This is a genomic window from Acinetobacter bereziniae LMG 1003 = CIP 70.12 (assembly GCF_000368925.1).
Lineage (GTDB): Bacteria > Pseudomonadota > Gammaproteobacteria > Pseudomonadales > Moraxellaceae > Acinetobacter > Acinetobacter bereziniae.
In genome coordinates, this window is sequence record NZ_KB849755.1 from 1,578,285 (window position 1) to 1,603,908 (window position 25,624).

Sequence of the window (25,624 nt, forward strand, 5' to 3'; positions counted from 1 at the left end):
ACACTCTTACTTAGGAGATTCTAGGCAGGCAACTTGTAAAAGTCCTCTGCCATTTGATTTGGTGCATTATTGTAGCAATCGCCTTTTATACTCATCGAAGCCTGAAATCCATATTTTTCAATCATATTGCGATATTCATGGCTACAATATTGGCTTCCTCTGTCCGAGTGAACGATTAATTTTCGAGATGGTTTATGATTGCCAACAGCCATGCTGAGAGCATTGCAAATAAGTTGGGCTGTCATCCGTTCACTTAAGTTATAAGCAACTACCTGTTTAGTACAAAGGTCTTTTAAAGCTGCTCGATATAACTGTCCTTCGGCTGTCCAAATGTACGTTATGTCACTGACCTATGCTTGATTCGGGGTTTCCATTGAAAATTGTTGATCTAGCAAATTATCGTAGACAGAACGCTTGTGGTCACTATTCCTAGTTCATTTAAAACGCTTATGGCACTTACAATACAATTGATTTAACCTTTTGATACAACGGACTGCATACGCGCTAATTTGAATGCCTTGTGATTGTAAGTATCTCGTTAAGCGAATATGGCCATAACTTTCTTTAGTTTCTTAATGGGCGATTTTGACCAAGATAGTCTGCTGATATGTTTGAATCTTTCATTGGTGGTGTTTCAAAAAGTATGCTGACATTAAATGAAGCCATTATTGATGTAAAAAAAGGTTAAGTCGAAAGCTTTAAAATGGTTTTCAATCTTTTTTGAAAAATTACAACTCCTTCTAAAACCACGCCTAATTCGATGCCTTATTTTGCAATTATTACCTTCAATACCTACAGTAAAAAATTTACCAATACTTTGCTTGCAGTTTTTAAAAGCAGTTATGAAACTGTCCCAATGATCACTTGCAATTCGGGTGTAGTGAATACCTAATTGTTTAAGCTTTGTTTTCAATCGTTGAACTGTAGCTAAGTCTCTTTTACCCCAAACATAAGCAACAATCTCACCTGTTTCTCGATGGTAGGCGTAAATAAGCCATTGTTTATTATTTTTATTTCCCACAAAAGTCCAAAACTCATCAACTTCAAGAGACTCATAATGACTTTGTTTAGGCTGAATTTGGTAGGTCGATTCGGTTAAAGTACGTAAAACTTTACCGATACTGATTCGCTCAACTTCAGCGATATCTCGTATACCACTACCTCTGACCATCAACTGTAATATTTTTCGAGTAATGCCTGAATTACATCCTAGATAGCTCAGAGCATGGTCACCAATAAACTGACGTTTACAGTCTTTGCACTGATAGTTTTGTTTCCCATCTACTTTGATGCCATTTTTCTTTATACTGTCACTGAGGCAGGTTGGACATTTGATTTCTAGAGTTATTCGCATTTCTCTATTTTATCAAAATTCAACCTGCTTTGTTTCAGCATACTTTTTGAAACACCACCCTTTCATTGGCTTAAACCTTGTTTAAGCCAATCATAAAACCTTGATATTGAAAATTTTAGTAGTCTAGCCATCATCGTCGTTGGATATCTATTTTTTTATGCTCTTTCATATAAGCTTACCTCACTAATTTTCCTTGCCAAAGTACGCTACTGCTTTTTTTAGGGATTCTCTTTCCATTTCAGCAGTTTTGAGTTGTTGTTTTAGCTTTTTATTCTCTTCAAGCAGCGCAACGAGATAGGGTAAATATTGTTGTGTACCCGCTAATGTCCCTGCTTTGGATTTCTTGTGTCAATTGGAAAGAGTCTAGATGAAATTCCAAGTAGTCTTGCTGTTTCTGAAACAATGGGTACATCTTTATAAAATGCTTTAGCTAATGAACGGTACAGCATGGTTGATTCAGTACAATTTTCAAAGATAGTACGTGTACGGCCATCTTTACGGAAACGTTTACCATCAACTGTTTTAGCTTCAGAAGTCAAATTAATATCTGCTAAATAAACTAATAAGCCGCTTAAAATATAGTAATTACTTTCAACTAGTTATAACCCAAGTTTTGGCATAATGCAGTGACTGAAAGCTTCTTCCATACGTTAAAAGGTCACGTGGTACATGGGAGCGTTTTTTCGACTCGAAAAGAAGTGAATGCTGTCTGTTTGACTATATTTCGATTTATTATAATCGGGTCAGAAGACATTCTGCAAACGGCTGGTTAAGCCCAGAAGCGAAGCCTTTGAATAGAAATATTTCAAAAATTTAGAGGTATCAGTTGTCCACAATACTGTCTAGGATCAACGGTTCATATGTTATTATGTAGTGAGGTATACAATTATTAAGATAACGTTATGGAAATAGTAAATACAAAATTACTAGCTGGAGCTTTTATGGCCCTAACTTTAACTATGCTTAGCCCTGCCGTACTTGCAAATGATAACAATGATATACGAAAGACTGTTGTAGTTAAGTTTGCAAAAAAAGCTTACTCTGCAAATTATTACGGAAGGATAGATGGATACAAGTATGATTCCTACAAATTTTATGCTAAAAAAGGGCAAAAGTTAAAAGTGACGTTGACTGGAGGAAATGTTGAAACTTACTTATGGGGTAATCAATTAAAAGACTCCATCAATCTTGGAGAATATTCTCCAGAGCTTGATAATAATGGTATTTATATTTTACCTGCTTCAGGTGAGTATGAAATTAGAGTATTTCAACCTAGATCACAGGCAAGAAAAGATAAAAAACCTCAATACTGGATGAGTATTAACATTAAATAAGGACTTGCTAGATTCGTTTAAGTTTTATACAAGGGTTCAAAAACTATTGCCAGTTAAACTGGGGCGTGATTTTTACGTATATGTGTTTATGTTAGTAAAATGATATAGATTACTTGTTTAATACCCCGAGGAATAATTTAATCTTGCTGTGCGTTAGTCACGTTTCTTTCTTTCAAAAGTTGATTATATCTTTCAACGTAACCGTCATGATATTTAATCTCTTTTGATAAGAATTTACAGTGGAAGAACAGGCGAAACTTGTCTTAAATAATGGTAATTCGTTATCTTTAAAATAGAGAACGCCCGATGAAATTCATTGGGCGTTTAATTTAAATAAGTGTCAGCTTATTTTTTAACTAGATGTACTTGTCAATCACGACTCTTTTTCTAAATTGCCTTTAAAAATCAATCTTGCTATTTTTGACTTTTCACACCATTTTGTTCAATTTGTACTGCGGCTTGCCAGCTAGGTAGTTGGCTTAAACCTGCTACATAACGTTGGATATGGGGATAATTTTCACCTTGTCCCATATGATGAACTAAAGCATGTAATCCAAAGCCCATCATAAAGTCAGCACCGGTTAAACGGTCTGCGACTAGAAATTCTTTATCTTTTAAATATTCATTTAAATAGCTAAATACTTTATCGAACTCAACTTGAGTATAATTTTCTAGAAATACCAACTTCGTACCCTGCTTGGTTTCTATCGCATTAAACGTTTTTAACAAAAATGGCAGCATGGCAGAGCTTTCTGAGAAATGAATCCACTGTAGATAATCGACATAGGTAGGTTCATCCATATCTGGTGCTAAATGCGGCGCAAGTTGCTGAATTAATAACTCAACGATTGCTCCTGACTCTGCAATAACTTTGCCATCCCATTCCAATACTGGAGATTTCCCTAAAGGGTGAATGGTTTTTAAAGAGTCAGGGGCCAAATGCGTGCTTGAGTCACGATAATAGCGTTTCAGCTCATAGGGCTGCTTGATTTCTTCAAGTAACCACAAAATGCGAAAAGAACGTGATTGATCTAAATGATGTAGTGTAATCATGATAATTCCTAAATTTTTTAATTTTTAAATTTTTACAACGACTTTGCCAAAGTTTTCGCCTTTCAACATACTATTGAAAGCATTGATCGTGTTATCTAAACCTTGCACCATATGCTCTTTATATTTGATTTTTCCGTCTTTCAACCATTCAGACATTTGCTGATAGAATTCCGGATACTGACTGCCATAATCATCAAAAATAATAAAGCCTTGCATGCGAATACGCTTTTTTAAAAGGGTGGAAATAAAGCCCGGTAAACGGTCTGGGCCTTGTGCTTGCTCGGTAGCGTTATACTGGGAAACCACACCACACACCGGTACACGTGCCGCAGAGTTAAGCAATGGCCATACCGCATCAAACACTTTACCCCCTACATTCTCATAATAAATATCAATACCGTTGGGAACTGCTTGTTGTAATTGTTCTGCAAAATTTTCATCATGATGATTGATACAAGCATCGAAGCCGAGTTCTTCTACTGCATAACGACATTTTTCAGGCCCACCTGCGATGCCAACCACGCGACAACCTTTAATTTTGCCAATCTGTCCAACCGTAGCACCAACAGGTCCCGTTGCAGCGGCAACGACCAAAGTTTCACCAGCTTTAGGCTGACCAATGTCCAACAACCCCATATAAGCAGTAAATCCTGGCATTCCCAAAATACCCAATGCCCAAGATGGATGTTCAGGTTGCATACCTAAGCTTTGACATGCAGTCCCATTAGAAATTGCGTAGCCCTGCCAGCCATTTCCTGAAAGAACCCACTCGCCTTCTTTGAATTTTGGGTTTTTAGAGGCCACCACTTGACTGACTGTTCCACCGATCATCACTTCGCCAATTTCAACCGGTGCTGCATATGAAGGAGCGTCACTCATGCGACCACGCATATAAGGATCGAGTGACAAGTAAATGGTTTTTAACAATATCTCGCCTTGTTTAAGTTCATTGAGTTCAACTTGTTCAATACGAAAATCGCTGTGTTTTGGCTCACCCACTGGCCGTTTAGCTAAAACGATGCGTTGATTAATAACTGTTTTCACACATATAACTCCATGTTTTATTTAGAAGTATTTCTCTTCACAATCAAAAATTATGATTAAAATTTCTTTACATCCATTGTAGATGAGTTATAATAAAAAACAATACGACTGGTCTATTTTTTACAATAGAGTAAATAATTAATATGAAGCCTACTCCTATTAAAAAGTCTGAAGCGAAGCGCTTACACATTCTTAACACCAGTTCAGACCTGATTTTGCATAAAGGTTTTACTGGCGTAGGATTACAGGAAATTTTACAGAGCTGTGAAATCCCTAAAGGCTCGTTTTATCATTATTTCCAATCCAAGGAAGCTTTCGGATGTGAATTGGTACAGCATTATGTAGACAATTACCAAGTCCGTTTAAATGATGTATGGCGTAGTGATAAATCCCCTTATCAAAAGCTGATTGAGTATTTTAATTTATGGATAGAAGATCCTGAAACACAGTGTGGTTGGGCGGATAGCTGTTTAATTGTGAAACTTGCCGCAGAAGTTGCCGATCTATCCGAAGATATGCGCTCCATTATGTCCGCTGGCGTCGATGATGTAATCCAACGTATTGCTGGCTTAATTGATTTGGGAAAACAGGATCAGTCTATCCAAGCAGATACTGAGGCCTCGACCTTGGCACAAGTACTTTACCAAATGTGGTTAGGTGCAGCATTACTGAGTAAGTTGCAAAAAGATAAAACACCATTACATCAAGCTCTGAGTGCAACTAAATTTCTATTAAAAAGTGAAGATTCATAAAAATTAAATTAAATATCAACTACAAAATTAATAATTCATGATAGCAGTCCAATGATTACTTATTATTGTGTTGCTATTAGATCAATTAACAATCCATGAGTATAGCGCACAATGAATTCTCCTCCTAAAGCCCTCATGACTCGTATTTTAGTCGGATATTTAGGTTTATATCCCACACTATTACTGGTACTCACTTTATTAAAGCCAATTACTGAGCATCAAAGTTTCCCGATGATGGTGTTGATTGAAGTCATAGTATTAGTGCCAGTAACGCAACTGATTTCTTTCCCACTGGCAGGTTGGCTCATTACACAGCTAAAAAATTTTAAGAACTTGTTTTAAGAAGAAATTGTGCTGGCAACAGCAATCCTAAGTCGTTATTTTGCCAACCACAAAGGTTGGCAAAATAACTCATTAAGTCAATATTAATCTGCGTAAGCCGGATAATCAATATAGCCTTTTTCCGTCCCACCATACATAGTGCTTGCATCTACTGCATTCAATGGCCAGCCATTGGCGATTCGATCGGGTAAATCTGGATTCGCAATAAATGGGCGTCCAAATGCAATTAAATCGGCCAGACCTGCCTCTAAAATTCGAGTCCCTCTTTCTGCCGTATATCGACCTGCATAAATAATCCGACCACTGAAAGTGTCTCTGACATCTCTACGAAAATCATGAGGAAGTTCTGGTGCATTATCCCAATCAGCTTCTGCAATAGATAAATAGGCAATCCCAACTTCTTCAAGTATCTTTATTGCCTCAATATAAGTGACATGTGGATCATCTTCAACCAACCCCATGTAAACACGATCTTCCTCTGTACTTTCAAATAGCGGGGCAAAACGCACTCCTAAACGATCTGCACCAACCACCTCAGCAACTGCCTCTACTACTTCACGTAAAAAACGCAAACGATTGTTTAGTGATCCACCATATTCATCTTCACGATGGTTACTATGTGCAGAGATAAATTGGTTCACCAAATAACCATTTGCACAATGAATTTCAACTCCATCAAAACCAGCAGCCAAGGCATTACGCGCTGCTTGAGCATAGAGTTGCACTAATTCTTTAACTTCTGCATTGCTTAAAGCACGTGGCATTGAAGGATCAGCCAAGGCCCCCGCATTGGGCCCGGTCTCAATAAAGACTTTAACATTACTATCAGCCCTAATAGCCGAAGGCGCGACCGGTGATGCATGATCGGGTTGCAAAGATGTATGTGAAACACGCCCAACATGCCAAAGTTGTGCAAAAATAATGCCTCCTTTAGCATGCACTGCTTCCGTCACTTTACACCATCCAGCAATCTGTTCAGGGCTGTAAATACCGGGAGTCCAAGCATAGCCTTGACCACGTGGCTCGATTTGCGTACCTTCGGTGACCATAAATCCTGCCCCGGCACGCTGTTGATAATAGGTTGCCATCAGTTCATTTGGAATATTCCCTGGCTGAGTACTGCGCGACCGCGTTAATGGTGGCAATACAATACGGTTTTGCAAAACATAAGGGCCTAAGCTTAAGTTTTGAAAAAGTTTGCTGGCTTTCATTTTATTGTATCCAAGTCATCATGGCTTAATTGATCTAAATTAAAAAATAACCTTCCTTCCTGTATATAGAAAAATAAAGGAAGGAAAGCTATTCACTCAGGCCCTTCACCATTAAGTGAGGGTTATTTTGCTTATTGCGCCAGTTGCTCAGAGTCAGAAGTTTATTCGCTGCTAAACACCACAACAAACACTAGCTACTCTTTATTTCAACAATTGAAGTAATGCTGTAGCGGTTGCAGCAGAAGATGCTGGATTTTGTCCAGTAACCAGCAAGCCATCTACTTGAACATATACTTGCCAATCATCCACTTTAGAATAATGACCACCGTTTTCTTTAAGCATGTCTTCAACTAAAAATGGTACAATTTCAGTCAAACCTACAGCGGCCTCCTCAGTATTGGTGAAACCAGTCACTAATTTACCGCTAACTAAAGGCGCTCCATTACTCGCTTTCACATGACGAAGAACACCTGGGGCATGACACACTGCTGCAACAGGTTTGCCAGACTGAATCGCCTGTTCAATCAGAGAAATTGAAATCGGATCTTCTGCTAAATCCCACAATGGGCCATGTCCGCCTGGATAAAACACTGCATCATAATCAGTTACAGAGATTTCGCTAAGTTTATGCGTCTGTGCCAATGCTTGCATTGCAGTTGGATCAGCTTCAAAACGATGAGTGGTTTCAGTTTGTGCTTCTGCTAAATTACTTTTCGGATCTAGTGGTGGCTGCCCACCTTGAGGTGACGCCAGCGTAACTTCAGCACCAGAGTCAATAAAGGTGTAATACGGTGCAGCAAGTTCTTCTAGCCAGAAACCTGTTTTCTTACCAGTATTGCCAAGTTGATCATGTGAGGTTAAAACGATTAAAATTTTCATGTTATTTCTCCGATAATTTTCAGGATTGAGGAGCATTGTTGCATGATCACTTGCCGTGTGGCGTGAGCATGCCAGATACGCGCATTTAGCTTAGATGCTCGTCGCGAGAATTTGGCGACTGATCTCTAATGAAACAGTTTTATGTTCGCCTAGCTGTGTAAGATTGTGTGATTTAAGTTGCGTAATGATGATCTCAATATCTGTCTCCACCAGTCCATAATCGCTAAGACGAGTCGGCAATCCAAGTTGCTCAAAGAAGGCTCGAGTACGAGCAATAACAGTATCAATACGTTGTTCTTCATCACCTTCGACAATCTGCCAGACACGAGCTGCATACTGTAGTAATTTTTCTCGCTTCTCTTGACGACGCACTTGTAGATTGGCCGGAAACACAATGGCCAAGGTACGAGCATGATCAATACCATGTAAAGCCGTGAGCTCATGTCCAATCAAATGGGTTGACCAATCTTGTGGTACACCAGCTCCAATTAGCCCATTCAGTGCCATGCTAGCAGCCCACATCAAATTCGCACGCGTGTCATAATCTGCTGAATCGTCCAAGATTTTCGGTCCAATCTCAATCAGAGTTTGCAATAGACCTTCGGCAAAACGATCTTGTACTTGTGCATTGACAGGGTAAGTTAAGTACTGTTCCATGACATGAATAAATGCATCGACCACGCCATTTGCTAACTGGCGCGTCGGCAAGCTAAAAGTTTTATTCGGATCGAGTACGGAAAATTGCGGAAAAACATGGGGACTGCTAAATGACAATTTGGCTTGGGTCGATTTTCTGGTGACTACCCCACCGCTATTCATTTCTGAACCAGTTGCCGGAAGGGTGAGTACACTCGCAAAAGGCAAAGCTTGAGTAATTTTAGTACCATGGGTTTCTAAAATCTCCCATGTATCCCCTGTATAATTGACTGCTGCTGCAATAAATTTAGTACCATCAATTACCGATCCACCACCGACAGCCATCAAGAAATCAATCTTTTGTTCACGAATCAGCTCTACGGCTTTCATGAGGGTTTCATAACTCGGATTCGGCTCAATTCCGCCAAATTCATGAATTTCTCTTGCACCTAATGCTTCACGCACTTCAGCTAAAGTACCATTCTTACGTGCACTTTCACCACCAAACAACATTAACACTTTTGCTTCTGTAGGCACATAGTCATTGATTTTAGCTATTGTATCGCCACCAAAAATAATACGGGTCGGATTATAAAAGTTAAAATTCAGCATATTTTTATCCTAGGATAATCAGTTAATTGATTTGAAAAACCACCGTTATTCATCAAATAAACTTTAAAAAATTGGGCAACACTGCGGCTTTTGACTACACCATGTGCTAACTATACATAAAAATAGACCAGTCGTCTATTTTTATAAATATTATTTCAGCTTGCCGACTTTAGTTATGGTTAAACAAATTCAGGCTTGTTCTATACCACTTTTATTATTGATGTATTTTCACGAGCGATTGTTGGATGGAAGGTATCAACACGTATGACTACTGACATGGTCGTGAACGCATTAGCTAAAACAGTGAATGACTCATACAAAATAGCGATGATTAAATATTTTAAAAGCAGATTGGCACGGTTTAGCAGATGTACAAATGCGACAGTAAATTAGATAGATTGGTTCAATATAAAGCGTGTAAATAGTTGCATTCGTTTATTTACCCTGTTTTGGATATTGACCCTTGTAAATGATGAGATTAAGCCATTAAATAAAGTAGCCCAACTTGAATAGAAAGCCTCTGACAAACATCATAGGGTTGAAGTGCTGCCTTACATTCAAAATTTCAGACAGCACCCTCATACATTTAAGCATAGGTTTAAGCTGGTAGTTTACTCGCCAAAACATCTACTTTTTCAATAGATGGTGGCTCTGAAAATAGCTCTTCGGCCTGAGCCATCAACGCAGCTGCAACCTTGCCAGATAAATGCGCTTGGCGACCCGCCTCATCAGGAAATGCATCAAAAATACCAAATGTTGTAGGACCAAGACGAAGGCCAAACCACGCAACTGTCGCAGGTTCTTCCATTACAATAGGTAAACCGGCTTTAAGAAAAGCTTCCACTTCGTCTTCTTTACCCGGTTTAGCTTCAAGACGGACATATAAAGCTGTTTTAAGCATGACTAAAACTCCATAATTGATTAGAATTCAAACTGAATCTGACATTGCTAATGTATGCATGTCAGAAAGTTTTGTTGTATAAAAGTTAAAAAAAATTCCCATAGCTGAGCCAAAATTTAGGTTTTTATTTCGACATAATGCTATGAATTTATTCAAGTTAATATCATTAACATTTGAATCAAAAAATCAAGATATGAGATGATTAAATTCAATCTTATTTATATAAGGATCAATTGACTCTACCTTAGATTTATAAGCTGACCTCTTCATCTGGAAATTATATTGCTCAAGAAGTATTCAAGAACAATATTGTACATCCTCATATCTATGAAAGTTATTTAGCTAGGAATTTGCTGTGAAACTCTATATGTTTCTCTATAAAGCTCGCAATGAAGTAATAGCTATGGTCATACCCTTCTCTTAGGTTAAGTGTAAGAGGATATTCTTGTTCCAAACAAATATCACTAAGAAGCTTAGGCCTTAACTGTTCTTCAAGAAAATCATCAGCTGTTCCTTGATCGACTAAAATAGGTAAATGAACTTCAGCGTTTTTGATTAATTCAATCGCATCATAGCTTTTCCATAAAGTTTCGGTTTCACCTAGGTAGTGTGTAAAAGCCTTTTTCCCCCAAGGTACTTGGCTAGGTGCAACAATTGGTGCAAAAGCAGAAATACTTTTATACAGCTCAGGATTTTTTAATCCAATTACTAATGCACCATGACCACCCATGCTATGACCCATAATACTTTGGACTTGATTGGTCGGAAAATTCAGGTCAATCAGATTTCTGAGCTCTTCCACAATATAATCATACATTTTGAAATGCTGCGACCAGGGTGCTTGTGTTGCATTCACATAGAATCCTGCGCCTTGGCCTAAATCATAATCTGCATGATCTGGTACATCCTCTCCACGTGGGCTGGTATCTGGTGCAACAATAATGACTTTATGTTCAGCCGCATACTTTTGTGCTCCGGCTTTAGTAATAAAGTTCTGTTCGTTGCAAGTCAATCCTGATAACCAATATAACACTGGCAACCGCTCATCTTTGTCATGAGGTGGCAGATATATTGAGAATTTCATTGAACAGTTTAATGCTATTGACTGATGGCGATACACTTCTTGCGATCCACCAAAAGAAGCATGCTTCTCAATTATTTCCATAATCAATTACCTATGTTGAGCAAGACTTCATGAGAAATCAAGTAAACAAAGAGTCTTACATTCTCCACAGAGAATAGTGATAAAGATTTAAAATGTAGGCAGGTTTATTGAACCTATAAACGATGCCTACACAGATAGATCTGTTTTACAGATGATGTGCCGTTTTAGAGGATTCCATGCATGTCATTCATGATGCACATGCATGGAAAAGTATAAGGTCTGACGCAATTATTCGTAATGAATTACAGTACGAATTGACTTACCTTCATGCATTAGATCAAAGGCTTCATTGATCTGATCCAAGCCCATCGTATGTGTCACAAATGGTTCTAATTGAATTTTACCTTTCATGGCATCTTCAACCATTCCTGGAAGTTGCGTACGACCTTTTACACCACCAAAGGCAGAACCTAGCCATTTACGACCAGTAACCAGTTGGAATGGACGGGTAGAGATTTCCTGACCTGCGCCAGCTACACCAATAATTACGGATTGTCCCCAGCCACGGTGTGCACTTTCAAGGGCTGCACGCATCACATTCACGTTACCAATACATTCAAATGAATGATCTACACCCCAGCCAGTCATTTCGACAATTACTTGCTGGATTGGTTTATCGTAATCTTTAGGGTTCAAGAAGTCCGTTGCACCAAACTCTTTTGCCAGCGCAAATTTATCTGGATTCATGTCAACCACAATAATACGCCCTGCTTTAGCTTGACGTGCGGCCTGTACGACTGCCAAACCAATACCACCTAAACCAAAGACCGCAACACTATCACCTTCTTGTACTTTAGCCGTGTTATGTACTGCACCGATACCCGTTGTTACCCCACAACCCAGTAAGCAGACATGTTCGTGATTGGCTTCAGGATTGATTTTAGCCAATGATACTTCTGCCACTACAGTGTATTCACTGAACGTTGAGCAGCCCATATAGTGGTAAATCGGTTGACCATTGTAGGAAAAACGAGTGGTACCATCTGGCATTACGCCTCTACCTTGAGTTTCGCGAACGGAAATACACAAGTTCGATTTTCCAGATTTACAGAATACGCACTCGCCACATTCAGCAGTGTAAAGTGGAATTACATGATCACCTGGTTTGACGCTAGTCACGCCTTCACCAACCTCAACTACAACACCAGCACCTTCATGCCCGAGAATAGCGGGAAAAACACCTTCAGGATCATCGCCAGATAAAGTAAATGCGTCTGTATGACACACACCGGTATGGGAGATCTTGATTAATACTTCACCTTTCTTCGGTGGTGCAACATCAACTTCAACAATTTGAAGAGGTTGACCAGGACCAAACGCAACAGCAGCACGTGACTTCATGGAATAATTCCTTATACAGATCTATTTTAAATATGATTTTAGAATCTTGGCGATTTCAGCCAATTCTTCTTTTCGTTGTTGTTCTGTGGTTTCACCTGATACTAAAGTGTCCTTTAAATGAACCTCCAACATCTCATTCATTAAACCATTAATAGCACCACGCACAGAGCATATTTGTTGCAGAATTGCACCACATTCCACATTGTCTTCTAACGCTTTTTCAATCGCTTGCGTCTGACCTTTGATCTTTCTGACGCGTAGAAGAATCTTTTTTTTGTCTTCAACCTGATTAGGCATCAGACCTCCTTACTTGCTAGCATTAATACTATAGTACCCCATAGTATAAAAAAAGCAATTTTTTTTATAAATCGAAAAACAAAAAGATCTTTAGCGAAAATTTTCTATCTCTGTTTTTAGTTTTTTTAAATTAACATCATAGAGCTTATGCGAAAGTCACAAAAAAAATGGGACTTTTAGCTCCCATTTTTTTATTTTGGCTCATGTTCTTTGTAATGCTTTGACCTTTTAGAATTATGTTTCAAATTTTAGCCACTTTGTAGATATTTTGAACGTTTCAAGCCTTGAAAATACTACCGACAGTTTAAATTAAACTGCCTTTACAGACTGTACTAGAATATTTTTAGTGAGCGAATGATATTTATTATTCATTATTTAGGAATTATTAAATCCTATAAATATCATTTATTGGATTATTTTACTTTGATACTGTGCACATCATCCCCCAGTTAAGAATAAGGAACAACTATGAATAAGATGATGAATGCTCTTATCCTAGAAAATTTTGGTGATCATGAATTTAAACGTGTAGAACTCCCTATACCTCAACCAGAGGCTGGGCAAGTTCTAGTACGTATTCATGCTAGTGGTGTAAACCCTATTGATTATAAAATTCGTCTTGGTGAAGCACCATATGCTATGCCAGAGCTTCCTGCCGTGTTGGGAACAGATATGGCTGGGGTTGTAACTGCTGTTGGTGAAGGTGTCACCCACTTCAATGTCGGAGATGAAGTTTACGGTCTGATTGGTGGCGTTCGTGGTCTTCAAGGATCTTTAGCAGAATATGTTTTAGCAGATGCTGATCTGATCGCATTAAAGCCACGCAATATCTCTATGCGCGAGGCAGCAGTACTACCGTTGACGTTCCTCACGGCTTGGGAAGGTTTAGTGGATAATGCGAAGGTCCAACCAGGGCAAACTGTACTGGTTCAGGGTGGTGCTGGTGGCGTTGGCTATATGGTTGTTCAGCTTGCAAAAGCACTTGATGCAAATGTTTGGGCGACTGGTCGAACAGCTGATCAATCACTGATTTCAGAACTCGGTGCAACACCTCTCGATTACACAACAGCATCTTCCGATGACATTATTGCTGCAAGCCCTGAGGGTCAAGGTTTTAACATTGTTTACGACACTGTGGGTGGTCCAGTACTCGAAGCTTCACTTTCCATGACAACTCACTATGGCCACATTACCAGCTGTGCTGCATTTGGTAATCATAATTTAGCGAGTTCATCTCTACGGTGTGCCACAGTGTCTGGCGTATTCGTCCTAATGCCGATGTTAACAGGCAATCGCCGTGCTCATCATGGTGATATCCTTAAGATCGCGACTCGTCTCGTTGAGGAAGGTAAACTGCGTCCTATTGTTGATCCTCGTCATTTTACTCTAGACCAAGCGATTGAGGCTCATGATGCTGTTCAAGATCGCTCTGCCAATATTAAGGTCGTGATTGATGTCATTTAACGCACTTCAGGCCAAGACTTGGCGCTTCAATAGTATTGGAGATACAGATGTTCTGGCATTAGAAACACTTCCTGTTGCTTTACCAGCAGCAGGAGAAGTTCTAATCCAGATGAAAACGATCGGACTCAACCGGGCTGATGTAATGTTTCGGCGTGGAACTTATATTCAAAAGGCAGTATTCCCTTCTCGTCTGGGATATGAGGGAGCAGGCATAGTTCTGGCAATAGGTGAAGGTGTACGCCAATTTTCTCCAGGAGATGCAGTATCGATTCTTCCGACTGACAATCTAGCCAAATATGGGACATATACGGACAAGCTTCTGATTCCAGAAACTTTTTTAGTTCACAAGCCTGATAGTTTAAGCTGGGAAGAAGCTTCTTCAATCTGGATGCAGTATTTGACGGCTTGGGGTGGTGTAATCCATGCTGGTGGAGTTTCGAAAGGAAAAACGATCTTGATCACAGCAGCTTCAAGTAGCGTAGGACTAGCTGCGATACAAATAGCTGAAGCAGCGGGTGCTAAGGTTATTGCAAGTACACAGACGATAGAGAAAAAGCAACGTTTACTGGATCTCGGTGTTAAAGATGTTATAGCCAGTGAAGATGAACCAGATTTGTATGAGGCGCTTGTTTTACGTTTAGGTGGAGAACATCTTGATATCGTCTTCGATGCTGTAGGAGGGCCACATATTGAACAGATTGCAAAAGCGATGTCTGTGGGAGGAACTATGGTTATGCATGGTGCGCTTAGCCCGGAGATCACACCATTCCCCCTTAAAGTTGCATTACGCAAGAGCTTAACTATGCGAGGTTTTTTGTTCCTTGAGGTTCTCCACGACCCTGTTCTAAGGGAGCAAGCCAGACGATTTATTCTTAGCAGTATAGGTGCAGGATATCTTCGTCCTGTGATCGACTGTTGCTTTAACTTTGAGGACATGCATGACGCTCAGCGCTATCTTGAATCAAATCAGCAAATAGGAAAAATTGTAGTTACTCTGAATACATGATGGTCTTATCTGATTTCTACTTTCTAGAAAAAAGGTTAATTCCAGCTGATTCAGTTTTCTATATGGCCCAGCACTTCCGCTAAGTAATCAAACAATACTCGGATTCGCAAAGGTGTCGGGCCCCGCTGTGGACGATATAAATACAGGCGCCAAACGGGAGAGGTTTCCTCATGAAGTATCTGAATGAGCTTACCACTCCTAAGCCACGGCAAAACTAGAAATCCAGGCATGTGTCCGAATCCAACGCCAGCGAGAATAGCTTGAAATTCAGCTTCTAGATCATCTGTAATAAAACGGGGCTTTGATGGCGTAAAGCTTCGACTTTCGGTGAATGTCCATGGCCAGTAACGCCCTGTTTTATGATCGACTAGTGCTGTTAGAGGGTATTTATCAAGGTCAATAATTTTTTTAGGCATTCCAACCTTATCAATTAACTCTGGCGTACCCACAGAATAAAAGTTCACTTTCGCCAATTCCCTTGCCACATATCGATTGTCCGGCAAAAATCCAAATCTGATCCCGATATCTATCCGCTCATCGATCACATCCGAGTGTGAATCTGTTAGCACACAATCCACGACAATATCTGGATAACGTGTGGCAAATTCTGCTAGTGCGGGTACTACCAATTTGCGCCCTAACACAGACGACACAGTAAGACGGACAGTCCCACGCATTTCATCTCGTTTTTCCTTGGTGTCTTTTACAAACAAAGCATCGATCGATCCCACCGCAAAACGTGCTTGCTTTGCCAGACGCTCACCATCAGCGGTAATTTTAATTTGTCGAGTACTCCTGTAAAACAGAATCTCTCCGCGCTGCTCTTCTAGCTCTTTTATTGCCCGTGTTACTGCCTGTGGGGAAATACCCAGCTGAGTTGCTGCCTCTTTAAAATTTCGAGACTCTGCTGCGACACAAAAGATACGCATCATTTCCAATTTATTATGCATGTCCAATCCTGTGTTATGGCAATTATTCCGTAAATAGGAATTCTGAAAGATAATATTATTCATTTATTCTACCCAACAAGGCTGTAATACTTAACCCATCAAATATGATTGACAGATAGGTTGAAGGTTACTTGTATGAATAATATAGAAAATAAAGTTATTGTGATCACTGGTGCAAGTAGTGGTTTAGGTGAAGCTACTGCTCGCTTACTTGCTAAAAAAGGTGCAAAGGTTGTACTTGGTGCTAGACGTACTGAAAAATTAGAGGCTATTGTTCACGACATTCGTGCTGAAGGTGGTCAAGCTGAATTTATTGGTATGGATATAACCAAACCACAGGAAGTACAAGCACTTATTGAAAAGGCATTAAGCGCATTTGGTCAAATCGATGTATTGGTAAACAATGCTGGATTAATGTCTATTGCACCATTAAGTGAGCTAAAAGTTGATGAATGGGATCGTATGATCGACATTAATATTAAAGGTGTTCTTTATGGTATAGCAGCTACCCTACCTGTTTTCCAAAAACAAAACTTTGGACACTTTATTAATCTCGCATCTGTTGCAGGGATAAAAGTATTTAGTCCAGGAGGTACTGTTTATAGCGGTACTAAGTTTGCTGTAAGAGCCATCTCAGAAGGACTTCGTCATGAAGTTGGGGGAACCATTAGAACGACTACTATTGAGCCTGGTGCAGTTGAGTCAGAACTAAAATTTGGTTCTTCTCATAAAGAAAGCTCAGAGTTTGTTACTGATTTCTACAAACAAGCCATACCAGCTGACTCAGTCGCTCGAGCAATTGCTTATGCAATTGAACAGCCTGCGGATGTAGATATTAATGAAATTGTTTTACGCCCAACGAGCCAAGAGTTTTAATGATTGAATAACAAAAAATGGGAGCACCTCGCTCCCATTTTTACTATATTTTTAAAGTTAAGGACAAATCTATGAAAGCCGTATCGTATGTTATAAATAACCATGATGATTTTAAAAATTCATTGGTAGATACTGAAAAAGCGAAGCCTACGCTTAAGGAGCGTGATGTACTGGTAAAAGTTCAGGCAATCTCTGTGAATCCAGTTGATACCAAAGTGAGAAAAAATTCGTCTGAAGCAAATAATCGTATTTTAGGTTGGGATGCCGTTGGGGAAATTATTGAAGTTGGCTCAAAAGTTACCTCGTTTAAAGTAGGAGATTCTGTTTGGTATGCTGGCGATTTAACCCGAGATGGTAGTAATGCTGAGTTTCAAGCAGTCGATGAACGAATTATCAGTCTTAAACCAATTACAGTATCTAATGCAGAAGCAGCAGCATTGCCATTAACTGCGATAACAGCATGGGAAATGCTGTTTGATCGGTTTCAAATTTCAGAAACAGAAGTTGGCAGTATTTTAATTATTGGTGGTGCAGGTGGTGTAGGATCAATCGCTATCCAACTCCTAAAAGCAAAAACAAATCTGACCGTTATAGCAACAGCTTCACGTGAAGAAACGAAATCTTGGGTGGAATCATTGGGTGCCGACCATGTCATCGACCATAGCAAAGATTTAAACGAACAAATCGAAGCACTAGGTATTGAAAAACCAAAATACGTATTCTCTACCAATCATACAGAAACATATACCAAGCAAATAGTTTCTCTGATTGCACCACAAGGCAAGCTTGGATTGATCGATGATCCACAAACATTTGATATTATGCCGTTTAAGACTAAATCTATTTCTATCCATTGGGAGTTGATGTTCACCCGTTCAATGTATGAAACCGATGATATTGAAAAGCAAGGTGAACTGTTGCAACAGGTTGCCCAATTAGTTGACCAGCAAAAAATTAGAAGTACCCTCAACCAAAATCTAGGCAATATTAACGCTGCAAACTTGGAGAAGGCGCATAAGTTGCTTGAATCAGGTAAGTCAAAAGGCAAAATTGTACTAGAAAACTTCTAAAACAAACTCAAGGTGAAATAATGACTATTTCAGTAATTGCGAACATTAAGGCAAAATCAGATCAAAAAGAAACGTTAGAAGCGCTTTTAAAAAGTGTAATAGAGCCTACGCTTCAAGAAGAAGGATGCTTGAAATATGAGCTTTATATTAGCGAAAATGACTCGAGTAGATATTTCTTCTTAGAAGAATGGCGTAGCAGAGAGGATTTAGATATCCATCTAGCCTCTGATTATATTCAAAGTTTATTTGGTAATATTCAATCGCTCATTGAATCAAGTGATATTGTAGAAATCAAAAAAATATAGCCTTCTTGCTCTGTTCATCAATTTGCTTGGCCTGAGTAATTGTATCATTCAGGCCAATACCCTCCCGTAAAGTTAGATCCACGTAATACAGAGGTTGGCGATAGCTTTGTGTGGTGCTTTTGCCTCTTAAAGTGAGTTGCAATGGTAGGCACGACAGTAAGCCTCCTGAAGTTGCACTGTAGTAACTCAATCGTGCAGCCAAGGTTCGAATACTATTAAAGCCAGGAGTTCTAAAGATGAAGGTCCCAAATTCATCTGAGTCATCCAAATTCATATACAAGCACCCATAGGGGATTTATCCACAATTGAAAGTATTGTTATCTTTTTAATCTATACTTTTGTTTCGGACTTTTCGGTTTATCTGGAATAGTACGCTGAATCGAGCCAGCTTCTATGGCAGGATTCAAGTAATTCTTTTGGAACGTTGCTCGATGAGTCAATCCGACCAATTGCATCAACTCAGCGAAAGTATAGTCTCCTTGCTTCATTGCTGAAATTAACCGTTGAACATGATCGCCAGCTTGAGCGGTAGCATGACCGCTATCTTGAGCGGTATCAGTTGAACTAAGAATGGCATCTAAAATCATCTGTAAGATGAATTCTATAAATGGGGCTGAATCTGTTCGGTCTGTACTTGCTTGCAAAGCCTCATAGTAGGCTTTTTGATTTTGATAGATCGAACTCTGAACTCACTCTTGGGCAATTGCAGATTCAATCCCATCTTTATTTAGAATTTTACGTAATTCCATTGCCGTTTCGCCACTTTGTGAACTGTGGGCTTCATCGACAATAACAGCGAAATTCTTACCTTCTGTACTCAAATCAACCTTAATGCCTTTTTTCGCTTGGGTGCGAATAGATTGCATGATGTATGGGAATTTTTGGATAGTAGTAATAATGATAGGTACATTCGAAGCTAAGGCATTGGTGAGCTGTAAGGTGTTCTCATCAATCTTTTGTACCACACCATCTTTATGCTCAAACTGTGCAATTGTTTCTTGTAACTGACGATCCAATACAATACGGTCAGTAATCACAATAATGGAATTAAAAATTTTCTGATCATCTGCATTATGCATCGATGCCAATTGATGTGCGAGCCAAGCAATCGTATTTGACTTGCCTGAACCTGCTGAATGCTGAATTAAGTAGTTATGACCTGAACCATTGGCTTTACTGTGTTTTGTGAGTTTACGCACAGCATCTAATTGATGGTAGCGTGGGAAAATCATTGTTTCTTTTTCTATATATCGAAAGCCAGTATCAGTTCTAATCTTTTTGGTTTCTACACTCAAATGCATATATCGAGCAAAGATTTCCATAAAACTATGACGAGCTAAAGTTTCTGTCCACAGATAATGCGTGCGTACATCGCCTTCTACAGGTGGATTACCTTTACCATTTAGATAACCTTTGTTGAAAGGTAGAAAAAAGGTATTCTCTCCATCCAACTTCGTGGTCATATAGACGTCACAAGTATCTACTGCAAAATGAACCAAAGTCCGTTTTTTAAACTCAAATAAACGTCCTTAGCTTTATTAATGCAATTATATTTTGCACTTTTTTCCGTACTGCAAAGAATACTACTTCAATCTTCCACTTCTTCTACTTGCTTTTTATATCCTATATAGCCTTTTAACGACCATCTTTTCATTGCAAACTTAATGTAAAGCTCTTCTTGTTCATGGATAATTTCATTATAAAATTCAGAATAATAATTGACTGTCTTTTTGATATCTTGCCGAGCTTTAACTACCTTCCGAATATATTTACCTACATTTTTTACATGCTGTAAATCTGTAGATGGCTCTTGTTCAAAGCCATCCAAATAACGATCTGCTTTGACCCATACATCATCGTTAGTACCTTGAATATTCAATCGAAGCTCTAATAAAACAAAATTACCAAGCCTTCTTTTTAGGTAATAGTCAATTTCCCTACAGTTTTGACCTTCACCAATCCTATTTTTAGTAGCCCACAAATGCTCTAAAGACAAATAATCACTAGTTTTCCCCGCTGATACACCCTTTAGGATTTTATCTATATTGATGGTCTTATTAGGTTGCAAAGACGATTCAAAGTTCATCAAGAAGTAACGCATACCTCTCCAATCATAAAAATCAAATGGGCTTTTAGGATCTAAGCGGAAAGATTCCTCAAACCAACTATCTCTAGCATGGCGCTGTGTAAAATCTACCAATAAGTATTCAAGTGCTTGATCATCATTGATGAGTTCCATCTTGCCGATAGTCCTCTCATCGTCAGAAACATAGTGCTTTAATAAGTTGCCATAGTAATATTTACTAGCATATTGGTATAAATCACCTTGTCCTTTATCTTTTCTCGATGTCATACCGTTAGCAATGTAGACTCGAAAATTTAATTTTTCCAATAATTGAAGATGACGTTCAAGAACCTCTCCTTTTCCTTTATTTTTTAGTACTAATGCTAGGAATAAAGGCATGATTGAAGCATGGACATTTTGGGCTCTAATGTTTTCAATGAGTGGCTTTATGGTCTTGTCTAAACCAACATAATTAGGAGCATAGAGGTGTTCATACCACTTTGCAGCTAATTTTAGAAACTGAATAAATTCTTGTAGTTTGGTTATTGTTTGATTTTTCTTTTCACTGGACTGCAAACATCGATCTATTTTTATTCTATCCTTAAGAACATCATACCCATACTGGCTATCAGTTTTATTCATTTTAAAAAATACGACCAAACAATATCTTAAAAATGAACTTTCTTCAGCTGGCGATGTTTTCTTGGCTTTATTCAATGATTGTAAAATATCAGACCAATGTTCTGTAATTTCATCTCTTAATGACAAGGCTGAGAGCTTAATAGAACAATAGATTAAATAATTTTTTACTTTCTCTAATTCGCTGAGCTGTTTACCTCTGTTATTGATAACTTCAAACATGATACCTGTTTCAGCATCTTCTACAGGTGAATAAACTAAAAACCCTAATCTATCTTCTAGAATGTTTAGAATCTGATCAATAGAAACTCCTGAAGAAGTCTGTTGAGATAACCATTTGACAATCAAATTATGAGCATTTAACAAGCGCTCATGTGACTCTAATGTAATTGGGCAATTTTCTAAATTAGCATCAGCCAATACTACTTTTTCAAAAAATTTCCGAGTATCCATATTTAACTTTAATACAAATTGGTCATTTCCTATAGCGCCTCGTATTAGATATTTGGCAGTAATGCTTTCTTTTTTCACTTTATCAGCAAATAGAGAAATACACTTAAAAAAAATAACCAACGTAGTTAATCGCTGTTGACCATCTACAATATGATATTGATTAGACTGATCTTTAATCTGTGATAAAACAAGTGTACCTGTATAGTGCCTCACGGCTGAAGTATCTAAAAGAAGATGATCAATATCTTTCAATAATTCATCAATCTGCTTTTCATCCCATGCATACCCTCGCTGATAGTCTGGGATACAAAAAAAATTCCCCTCAAAAATCTCTGGTAATGTCCGAAGCTGATGTACAAAGTTATTTTTCATTAGGTGCCCAATAAATGATTTTTTGATTATGAACTAGAGTGACCAATTATATTTCAAATTCATTTATAACAATCTCAATTTATTAAAAATAAGGGGCTTGCACCCCTTGCTATCCAGTAACCCTCAATTCACCACCCTCACACTCCCCTGCAAGCCCTTCTGCATATCCTGCACAAAACCCTCACCTTGATTCGGCTTAGACATTGCCTTGGTTCTCGCTGTGGTTACAGACTGTGCTTGTTCAACGTCTCCCTTTTGATTTTCATCACTATAAAACTCCTCCACTAAATCCAACCCTTCTTCGCTGTTGACTTCAAACTGTGCATTGGCAAAACCCTGCCTTGCTGTATGATCTAACGCTGATTGATTAAAGCCGCTCTGCTTACTCTGTTGATCAATGTCTTTCGCCATCTGAATCGCTTGTTGAAGATTAACTCCCTCCCTGAGTGTTAAGTCCACGTAATACACAGGGCTACGATAGCTTTGTGTGGTGGACTTACCTCGAAGTGTCAGTTGTAGTGGCAGGCAAGAAAGTAAACCATCGGATGCAGCATGGTAATAACTCAGTCTAGCCGCCAAGGTCCGAATACTATTAAAACCTGTGGTTCTAAAAATGAATGTACCTAGTTCATCCGATTCATCCAAATTCACATGTAATCGTCCAAAAGGTTTACAGTTACCTCCTTGTGCCAATGGGCATAAATCAGGTGATGGGCATGGTTGTTGTTCTACGCCTTGGTTGGTCAGTCGTTGACAAGTTTCACCATTTCCAACACAAATCGGTCGACCTGTCTGGCGGTCAAATAACGTGTATTCTGCTCGTAGATTAAGTTCAGGATCATTAAAGATCATCCGTACTGGAATAGAGCGGAGTTTTTGGTTTTGTGCTTTGGCTCTAAGCTGTTCATCTAAGGGGTGTTTGATCCATCCCTCCTTACCTTGGATTTGACTGGTAATGGTAAATTGGTCATCTTTTTCAGGCAGACGTTTACCGTTCTTTTCAACCACTTTACCGATACTAATTCTGCCGAGTATTGGCGGCGTAATCGCTAAACCTTTAATCATGTTGTTTGTCCTATAAATAAAATTTTACTGCTTACCCCTTGTTATGTAAGTAAACAGAAATATGAAAAAGCTACGACTTTGCAAAAACCGCCATTGTTGGTCTACCGCTCCTTCGGGAGTCGGTAGATCGGAGGTGGTTTTTTGCGCTTTTTGGAAGATTGGAAATATCGACGTGATGGATTCAGTCATCGGTATAGATCTGAAAACGTCGTGTCCCTGCTTTGTTTTGCGGAAACTGCTCAAGCATTTCTGGGTGAAGTTTGAGTAAGGCTTTGCTGTCTAAACTGATTGAATCTTTGGATTTCTTCCACGTCACCGAACCATTGGCAAAGGTTGCTCGTTCAGCATCCTTCATCAACATCTGGATTTGATGCTTAATTTCATCAAAGTTATTTTGATGCTGCTCAATGTGATGCTTTTCTTGAATCAGTTGAGCAAACAATTGATTGGCTTGTTCGTTATGACTCAAGTCTTCAACAGTTAATGGAATATGTTGCGGATAGAGCTGCTGTATAGCTTTGGCTGCCGACTCACTGGCATCCACATCAGGTGGTGTGTCTTTTTCCACACACTCCCAAAAGTAACGCTCTGCATTGACGATATGCTCAATCACCGATTCCGAACGTATCACTTTATAGATACGAGTTTCATGACCACAGATCAGCACACAAATATGTGCTGCCTTTTTGCCTGTTACAGCGAGTTGATGTTGCACCTGACACAGTACGTATAAAGGCACGCCATCTCGCCATAACTTTGCTCCATATTCTCCTGCGGTTTTGCATTCTAAAATCTGTACTTCCTCACTACCTACTACCGAGTAATCTAAGTTAGCCAGCATAAAATGCTTATCCTCATCAGAATGTTGTAGTACGGCATTGATACGACGGACTTTGTTGTTGGTATGCATGCTGTAGTATTCAGCGACCAAAGGTTCAAGTTGTTTGCCCCAATATAAAGGGGCATGACCTGCGCTTTCATCTTCAATGGATTGTTTGACTCGACCTGTCTTGATCATCCATAGTTCAAGCATCGACATATAGGGATTGAGTCCACACGCTGCGGCACAATCACTACTACCGATGCCTTGACGACGTACTTCAAGCCATTCTGCTTGAGTCATGTTTTTGGTATTGACCAAGCGTTTGGCTGTGAATAATTTTGGGGCAATAAATGGAGTACTTGCCTGTTGAATGGATGTATTTAAAATTGCGGTATTCATATTGAAGTCCTGATTATTTTGCTATGTAAAATGATGGGGATCACAAAAAATGGGCATAAAAAAACCACAGCCGAAGCTATGGTTTTAATAATTTTTAAAATTCTAAATTCCATTTAAAAATGCTTAGTTAGGTCTAACTTTCCATGATTGAAAAATGTATATTTCGCACTATGCAAGCATGTTAAGTGCCTGTTCCAATCCTCGTTGTTTGATCGATGCGCCAGCACCAAACCAAGCTGAATCAAGTCGGTGATCGGTACTCATGGCACGACGTTCGTGGTCTATAAATTCCGTGATTGAACACAGTAATCCATAGGCTGTTCCTTTGGCTGAACTTAGCTCCGCACCTCGTCCTTGACCATTAAACATTTCCATAGCTCGACTCATCGATCTCGCATTTGGTTCAGCTTTGTCCTTGCCATTGGCTTGGGCTTGCAAGGCTACATCACGGTAGAACTGAATGATGTTATCCTCCTGATCTAATACGTTGTTCATGGTGCTGTTATTGAATACTGCATCAAAGTAAGCGGATGCTTCCATCTGACTCACCTTACGTTGTGTCAGTTGCTTCATTTCATACATGTGTTCATCCCATGCACGTACTGAAATACCCAATTGCTGTTTGACCCTATCTGCATCAAATTTAGTACTGTGTGGAACTTTGACCACACCTGCACTGCTGTTCTGTCCTTTTAAGGCAATCGCTAAAGTGTTGTTACACACCACTCGGATTGAGGTAAATTGTGCGGTGGTGGCAAGGGTTCCGTCACATGCTGTTGCCAAGAGCATATAGCCATTACTGACATCTTTGCCCTTTAATATGGATGTTTGCCCTGTCCGAGCCAGTGCCCAGAATTTCTTACCACCTTTAAGCACGCCTGCGGTTTCAAGCTCAAAGCCTGATTGTTCAGTCAAGTCACGATAGAATTCTAAAATCTCTCGTGGTTGAACTTCCTGAAAGCGTTGGCTAACGACTGATAGTGGTGCATGGGTGTCTGAGCGATAAAGTACTCGTTGCTCTTCATAAGGTATGATGATACTTTGCCCACGTTCATTCTGTGCCATATAACTGACATTGGAAGACTCAATCCGCCAGTCCATGCCTGCCTGCTGTGCCCAGACTTCAATCGGTTGGTTTTGACTTAGTTGATTACCTAGACCATGCCAAGGGGTATCACCGACATAAGCCATTTGTTCAAGTTGATGTGCCATAGTT

At 39.3% G+C, this 25,624-nt stretch carries 24 protein-coding genes and 6 pseudogenes; 10 read left to right on the forward strand and 20 right to left on the reverse strand.

Going from position 1 to position 25,624, the window contains the following annotated elements:
* Positions 1-59: 59 nt before the first annotated feature.
* From F938_RS23750 to F938_RS24145, 3 genes and pseudogenes are all read right to left on the reverse strand, one after another.
* Positions 60-617, reverse strand: a pseudogene (locus tag F938_RS23750) (IS3 family transposase); the annotation flags it as partial.
* A 35-nt stretch (positions 618-652) separates the two neighbouring features.
* Positions 653-1,354: an IS1-like element ISPa14 family transposase gene (locus tag F938_RS09185; RefSeq protein WP_001223318.1), complete on the reverse strand. Its 702-nt coding sequence runs from the start codon at positions 1,352-1,354 to the stop codon at positions 653-655.
* A gap of 65 nt (positions 1,355-1,419) precedes the next feature.
* Positions 1,420-1,755, reverse strand: a pseudogene (locus F938_RS24145) (IS3 family transposase); the annotation flags it as partial.
* A gap of 213 nt (positions 1,756-1,968) precedes the next feature.
* Here F938_RS24145 and F938_RS23755 point away from each other — a divergent pair.
* Positions 1,969-2,200, forward strand: a pseudogene (locus F938_RS23755) (IS3 family transposase); the annotation flags it as partial.
* Between the two features lie 56 nt (positions 2,201-2,256).
* On the forward strand, positions 2,257-2,688 hold the full coding sequence (locus tag F938_RS09195) for a PPC domain-containing protein (protein WP_000407077.1): 432 nt from the start codon (positions 2,257-2,259) through the stop codon (positions 2,686-2,688).
* A gap of 414 nt (positions 2,689-3,102) precedes the next feature.
* Here F938_RS09195 and F938_RS09200 read toward each other — a convergent pair whose 3' ends face one another.
* Both F938_RS09200 and F938_RS09205 read right to left on the reverse strand, forming a co-directional pair.
* On the reverse strand, positions 3,103-3,741 hold the full coding sequence (locus F938_RS09200; RefSeq protein WP_000631289.1) for a glutathione S-transferase family protein: 639 nt from the start codon (positions 3,739-3,741) through the stop codon (positions 3,103-3,105).
* 24 nt (positions 3,742-3,765) lie between these two features.
* Entirely contained in the window at positions 3,766-4,785 is a 1,020-nt protein-coding gene (locus F938_RS09205; protein ID WP_000859509.1) for an NADP-dependent oxidoreductase, read from the reverse strand.
* A gap of 143 nt (positions 4,786-4,928) precedes the next feature.
* On the opposite strand from F938_RS09205, the gene F938_RS09210 reads away from it, so the two are divergent.
* A complete protein-coding gene (locus F938_RS09210) occupies positions 4,929-5,537 on the forward strand; it encodes a TetR/AcrR family transcriptional regulator (protein ID WP_000805352.1) in 609 nt (202 codons plus the stop codon).
* A gap of 111 nt (positions 5,538-5,648) precedes the next feature.
* Positions 5,649-5,879: a hypothetical protein gene (locus F938_RS09215; RefSeq protein WP_001087955.1), complete on the forward strand. Its 231-nt coding sequence runs from the start codon at positions 5,649-5,651 to the stop codon at positions 5,877-5,879.
* Between the two features lie 83 nt (positions 5,880-5,962).
* Here F938_RS09215 and F938_RS09220 read toward each other — a convergent pair whose 3' ends face one another.
* The 3 genes from F938_RS09220 to F938_RS09230 all read right to left on the reverse strand — a co-directional run bounded on the left by F938_RS09220 (position 5,963) and on the right by F938_RS09230 (position 9,217).
* The gene (locus F938_RS09220; RefSeq protein ID WP_000647816.1) at positions 5,963-7,090 is read right to left on the reverse strand and encodes an alkene reductase; all 1,128 of its coding nucleotides are present in this window, start codon (positions 7,088-7,090) and stop codon (positions 5,963-5,965) included.
* Between the two features lie 201 nt (positions 7,091-7,291).
* Complete coding sequence (locus F938_RS09225) at positions 7,292-7,969, reverse strand: type 1 glutamine amidotransferase domain-containing protein (protein WP_000697981.1); 678 nt, start codon at positions 7,967-7,969, stop codon at positions 7,292-7,294.
* A 90-nt stretch (positions 7,970-8,059) separates the two neighbouring features.
* Complete coding sequence (locus F938_RS09230) at positions 8,060-9,217, reverse strand: iron-containing alcohol dehydrogenase (protein WP_000931664.1); 1,158 nt, start codon at positions 9,215-9,217, stop codon at positions 8,060-8,062.
* Positions 9,218-9,400: 183 nt separating this feature from the next.
* Between F938_RS09230 and F938_RS25000 the strand changes: the two are divergent.
* Positions 9,401-9,730: pseudogene (locus F938_RS25000) on the forward strand (IS3 family transposase); the annotation flags it as partial.
* 85 nt (positions 9,731-9,815) lie between these two features.
* Here the strand turns inward: F938_RS25000 and F938_RS09235 are convergent.
* The 4 genes from F938_RS09235 to F938_RS09250 all read right to left on the reverse strand — a co-directional run bounded on the left by F938_RS09235 (position 9,816) and on the right by F938_RS09250 (position 12,921).
* Positions 9,816-10,118, reverse strand: coding sequence for a putative quinol monooxygenase (locus F938_RS09235; protein WP_000920558.1), 303 nt, complete (start codon positions 10,116-10,118; stop codon positions 9,816-9,818).
* A gap of 334 nt (positions 10,119-10,452) precedes the next feature.
* Complete coding sequence (fghA, locus tag F938_RS09240) at positions 10,453-11,283, reverse strand: S-formylglutathione hydrolase (RefSeq protein ID WP_000402510.1); 831 nt, start codon at positions 11,281-11,283, stop codon at positions 10,453-10,455.
* 228 nt (positions 11,284-11,511) lie between these two features.
* The gene (locus F938_RS09245) at positions 11,512-12,624 is read right to left on the reverse strand and encodes an S-(hydroxymethyl)glutathione dehydrogenase/class III alcohol dehydrogenase (RefSeq protein ID WP_000842149.1); all 1,113 of its coding nucleotides are present in this window, start codon (positions 12,622-12,624) and stop codon (positions 11,512-11,514) included.
* Between the two features lie 21 nt (positions 12,625-12,645).
* Positions 12,646-12,921, reverse strand: coding sequence for a metal/formaldehyde-sensitive transcriptional repressor (locus tag F938_RS09250; protein ID WP_001133624.1), 276 nt, complete (start codon positions 12,919-12,921; stop codon positions 12,646-12,648).
* Between the two features lie 468 nt (positions 12,922-13,389).
* On the opposite strand from F938_RS09250, the gene F938_RS09255 reads away from it, so the two are divergent.
* Positions 13,390-14,385, forward strand: a complete 996-nt coding sequence (locus tag F938_RS09255; protein WP_001038512.1) for a zinc-dependent alcohol dehydrogenase family protein — start codon at positions 13,390-13,392, stop codon at positions 14,383-14,385.
* Positions 14,375-15,391 (forward strand): zinc-dependent alcohol dehydrogenase family protein, encoded by a 1,017-nt coding sequence (locus F938_RS09260; RefSeq protein ID WP_000009382.1) that lies wholly within the window; start codon positions 14,375-14,377, stop codon positions 15,389-15,391. The genes F938_RS09255 and F938_RS09260 overlap by 11 nt, the downstream gene beginning before the upstream one ends.
* 50 nt (positions 15,392-15,441) lie before the next feature.
* Here the strand turns inward: F938_RS09260 and F938_RS09265 are convergent, their stop codons facing one another.
* The gene (locus F938_RS09265; protein WP_000551635.1) at positions 15,442-16,341 is read right to left on the reverse strand and encodes a LysR family transcriptional regulator; all 900 of its coding nucleotides are present in this window, start codon (positions 16,339-16,341) and stop codon (positions 15,442-15,444) included.
* Positions 16,342-16,476: 135 nt separating this feature from the next.
* On the opposite strand from F938_RS09265, the gene F938_RS09270 reads away from it, so the two are divergent.
* The 3 genes from F938_RS09270 to F938_RS09280 all read left to right on the forward strand — a co-directional run bounded on the left by F938_RS09270 (position 16,477) and on the right by F938_RS09280 (position 18,592).
* A complete protein-coding gene (locus F938_RS09270) occupies positions 16,477-17,217 on the forward strand; it encodes an SDR family oxidoreductase (RefSeq protein ID WP_001059479.1) in 741 nt (246 codons plus the stop codon).
* A gap of 71 nt (positions 17,218-17,288) precedes the next feature.
* Positions 17,289-18,287, forward strand: coding sequence for a zinc-binding alcohol dehydrogenase family protein (locus F938_RS09275; RefSeq protein WP_000649022.1), 999 nt, complete (start codon positions 17,289-17,291; stop codon positions 18,285-18,287).
* A 20-nt stretch (positions 18,288-18,307) separates the two neighbouring features.
* On the forward strand, positions 18,308-18,592 hold the full coding sequence (locus F938_RS09280) for a putative quinol monooxygenase (protein ID WP_000156169.1): 285 nt from the start codon (positions 18,308-18,310) through the stop codon (positions 18,590-18,592).
* Here the strand turns inward: F938_RS09280 and F938_RS09285 are convergent.
* The 7 genes and pseudogenes from F938_RS09285 to F938_RS09315 all read right to left on the reverse strand — a co-directional run.
* Positions 18,582-18,884, reverse strand: a pseudogene (locus F938_RS09285) (recombination directionality factor); the annotation flags it as partial. The gene F938_RS09280 and the pseudogene F938_RS09285 overlap by 11 nt on opposite strands.
* A gap of 25 nt (positions 18,885-18,909) precedes the next feature.
* Positions 18,910-19,281 (reverse strand): annotated as a pseudogene (locus F938_RS09290) (Fic family protein); the annotation flags it as partial.
* Entirely contained in the window at positions 19,282-20,055 is a 774-nt protein-coding gene (locus F938_RS09295; protein ID WP_000208596.1) for a DEAD/DEAH box helicase family protein, read from the reverse strand.
* Between the two features lie 125 nt (positions 20,056-20,180).
* Positions 20,181-22,121, reverse strand: coding sequence for a DUF262 domain-containing protein (locus F938_RS09300; protein WP_005031069.1), 1,941 nt, complete (start codon positions 22,119-22,121; stop codon positions 20,181-20,183).
* A 123-nt stretch (positions 22,122-22,244) separates the two neighbouring features.
* Complete coding sequence (locus tag F938_RS09305) at positions 22,245-23,186, reverse strand: recombination directionality factor (RefSeq protein WP_000589669.1); 942 nt, start codon at positions 23,184-23,186, stop codon at positions 22,245-22,247.
* A gap of 181 nt (positions 23,187-23,367) precedes the next feature.
* Positions 23,368-24,408 (reverse strand): YqaJ viral recombinase family nuclease, encoded by a 1,041-nt coding sequence (locus F938_RS09310; RefSeq protein ID WP_001090273.1) that lies wholly within the window; start codon positions 24,406-24,408, stop codon positions 23,368-23,370.
* Positions 24,409-24,576: 168 nt separating this feature from the next.
* Positions 24,577-25,620 carry a DUF932 domain-containing protein gene (locus F938_RS09315; RefSeq protein WP_000951119.1) on the reverse strand — a complete coding sequence of 348 codons (1,044 nt, stop codon included), beginning with the start codon at positions 25,618-25,620 and terminating at the stop codon, positions 24,577-24,579.
* Positions 25,621-25,624 lie beyond the last annotated feature (4 nt).

What these genes read in the sequence shown, in the direction of transcription:
- F938_RS09210 (WP_000805352.1), top strand. Translation starts at nt 4,929, where the DNA reads ATGAAGCCTACTCCTATTAAAAAGTCTGAAGCGAAGCGCTTACACATT.
- F938_RS09215 (WP_001087955.1), top strand. Translation starts at nt 5,649, where the DNA reads ATGAATTCTCCTCCTAAAGCCCTCATGACTCGTATTTTAGTCGGATAT.
- F938_RS09255 (WP_001038512.1), top strand. Translation starts at nt 13,390, where the DNA reads ATGAATAAGATGATGAATGCTCTTATCCTAGAAAATTTTGGTGATCAT.
- F938_RS09305 (WP_000589669.1), bottom strand. Translation starts at nt 23,186, where the DNA reads ATGATTAAAGGTTTAGCGATTACGCCGCCAATACTCGGCAGAATTAGT.
- F938_RS09315 (WP_000951119.1), bottom strand. Translation starts at nt 25,620, where the DNA reads ATGGCACATCAACTTGAACAAATGGCTTATGTCGGTGATACCCCTTGG.
- F938_RS09295 (WP_000208596.1), bottom strand. Translation starts at nt 20,055, where the DNA reads ATGACCACGAAGTTGGATGGAGAGAATACCTTTTTTCTACCTTTCAAC.
- F938_RS09200 (WP_000631289.1), bottom strand. Translation starts at nt 3,741, where the DNA reads ATGATTACACTACATCATTTAGATCAATCACGTTCTTTTCGCATTTTG.
- F938_RS09300 (WP_005031069.1), bottom strand. Translation starts at nt 22,121, where the DNA reads ATGAAAAATAACTTTGTACATCAGCTTCGGACATTACCAGAGATTTTT.
- F938_RS09310 (WP_001090273.1), bottom strand. Translation starts at nt 24,408, where the DNA reads ATGAATACCGCAATTTTAAATACATCCATTCAACAGGCAAGTACTCCA.
- F938_RS09230 (WP_000931664.1), bottom strand. Translation starts at nt 9,217, where the DNA reads ATGCTGAATTTTAACTTTTATAATCCGACCCGTATTATTTTTGGTGGC.
- F938_RS09220 (WP_000647816.1), bottom strand. Translation starts at nt 7,090, where the DNA reads ATGAAAGCCAGCAAACTTTTTCAAAACTTAAGCTTAGGCCCTTATGTT.
- F938_RS09195 (WP_000407077.1), top strand. Translation starts at nt 2,257, where the DNA reads ATGGAAATAGTAAATACAAAATTACTAGCTGGAGCTTTTATGGCCCTA.
- F938_RS09225 (WP_000697981.1), bottom strand. Translation starts at nt 7,969, where the DNA reads ATGAAAATTTTAATCGTTTTAACCTCACATGATCAACTTGGCAATACT.
- F938_RS09260 (WP_000009382.1), top strand. Translation starts at nt 14,375, where the DNA reads ATGTCATTTAACGCACTTCAGGCCAAGACTTGGCGCTTCAATAGTATT.
- F938_RS09265 (WP_000551635.1), bottom strand. Translation starts at nt 16,341, where the DNA reads ATGCATAATAAATTGGAAATGATGCGTATCTTTTGTGTCGCAGCAGAG.
- F938_RS09185 (WP_001223318.1), bottom strand. Translation starts at nt 1,354, where the DNA reads ATGCGAATAACTCTAGAAATCAAATGTCCAACCTGCCTCAGTGACAGT.
- fghA (WP_000402510.1), bottom strand. Translation starts at nt 11,283, where the DNA reads ATGGAAATAATTGAGAAGCATGCTTCTTTTGGTGGATCGCAAGAAGTG.
- F938_RS09245 (WP_000842149.1), bottom strand. Translation starts at nt 12,624, where the DNA reads ATGAAGTCACGTGCTGCTGTTGCGTTTGGTCCTGGTCAACCTCTTCAA.
- F938_RS09250 (WP_001133624.1), bottom strand. Translation starts at nt 12,921, where the DNA reads ATGCCTAATCAGGTTGAAGACAAAAAAAAGATTCTTCTACGCGTCAGA.
- F938_RS09235 (WP_000920558.1), bottom strand. Translation starts at nt 10,118, where the DNA reads ATGCTTAAAACAGCTTTATATGTCCGTCTTGAAGCTAAACCGGGTAAA.
- F938_RS09270 (WP_001059479.1), top strand. Translation starts at nt 16,477, where the DNA reads ATGAATAATATAGAAAATAAAGTTATTGTGATCACTGGTGCAAGTAGT.
- F938_RS09275 (WP_000649022.1), top strand. Translation starts at nt 17,289, where the DNA reads ATGAAAGCCGTATCGTATGTTATAAATAACCATGATGATTTTAAAAAT.
- F938_RS09280 (WP_000156169.1), top strand. Translation starts at nt 18,308, where the DNA reads ATGACTATTTCAGTAATTGCGAACATTAAGGCAAAATCAGATCAAAAA.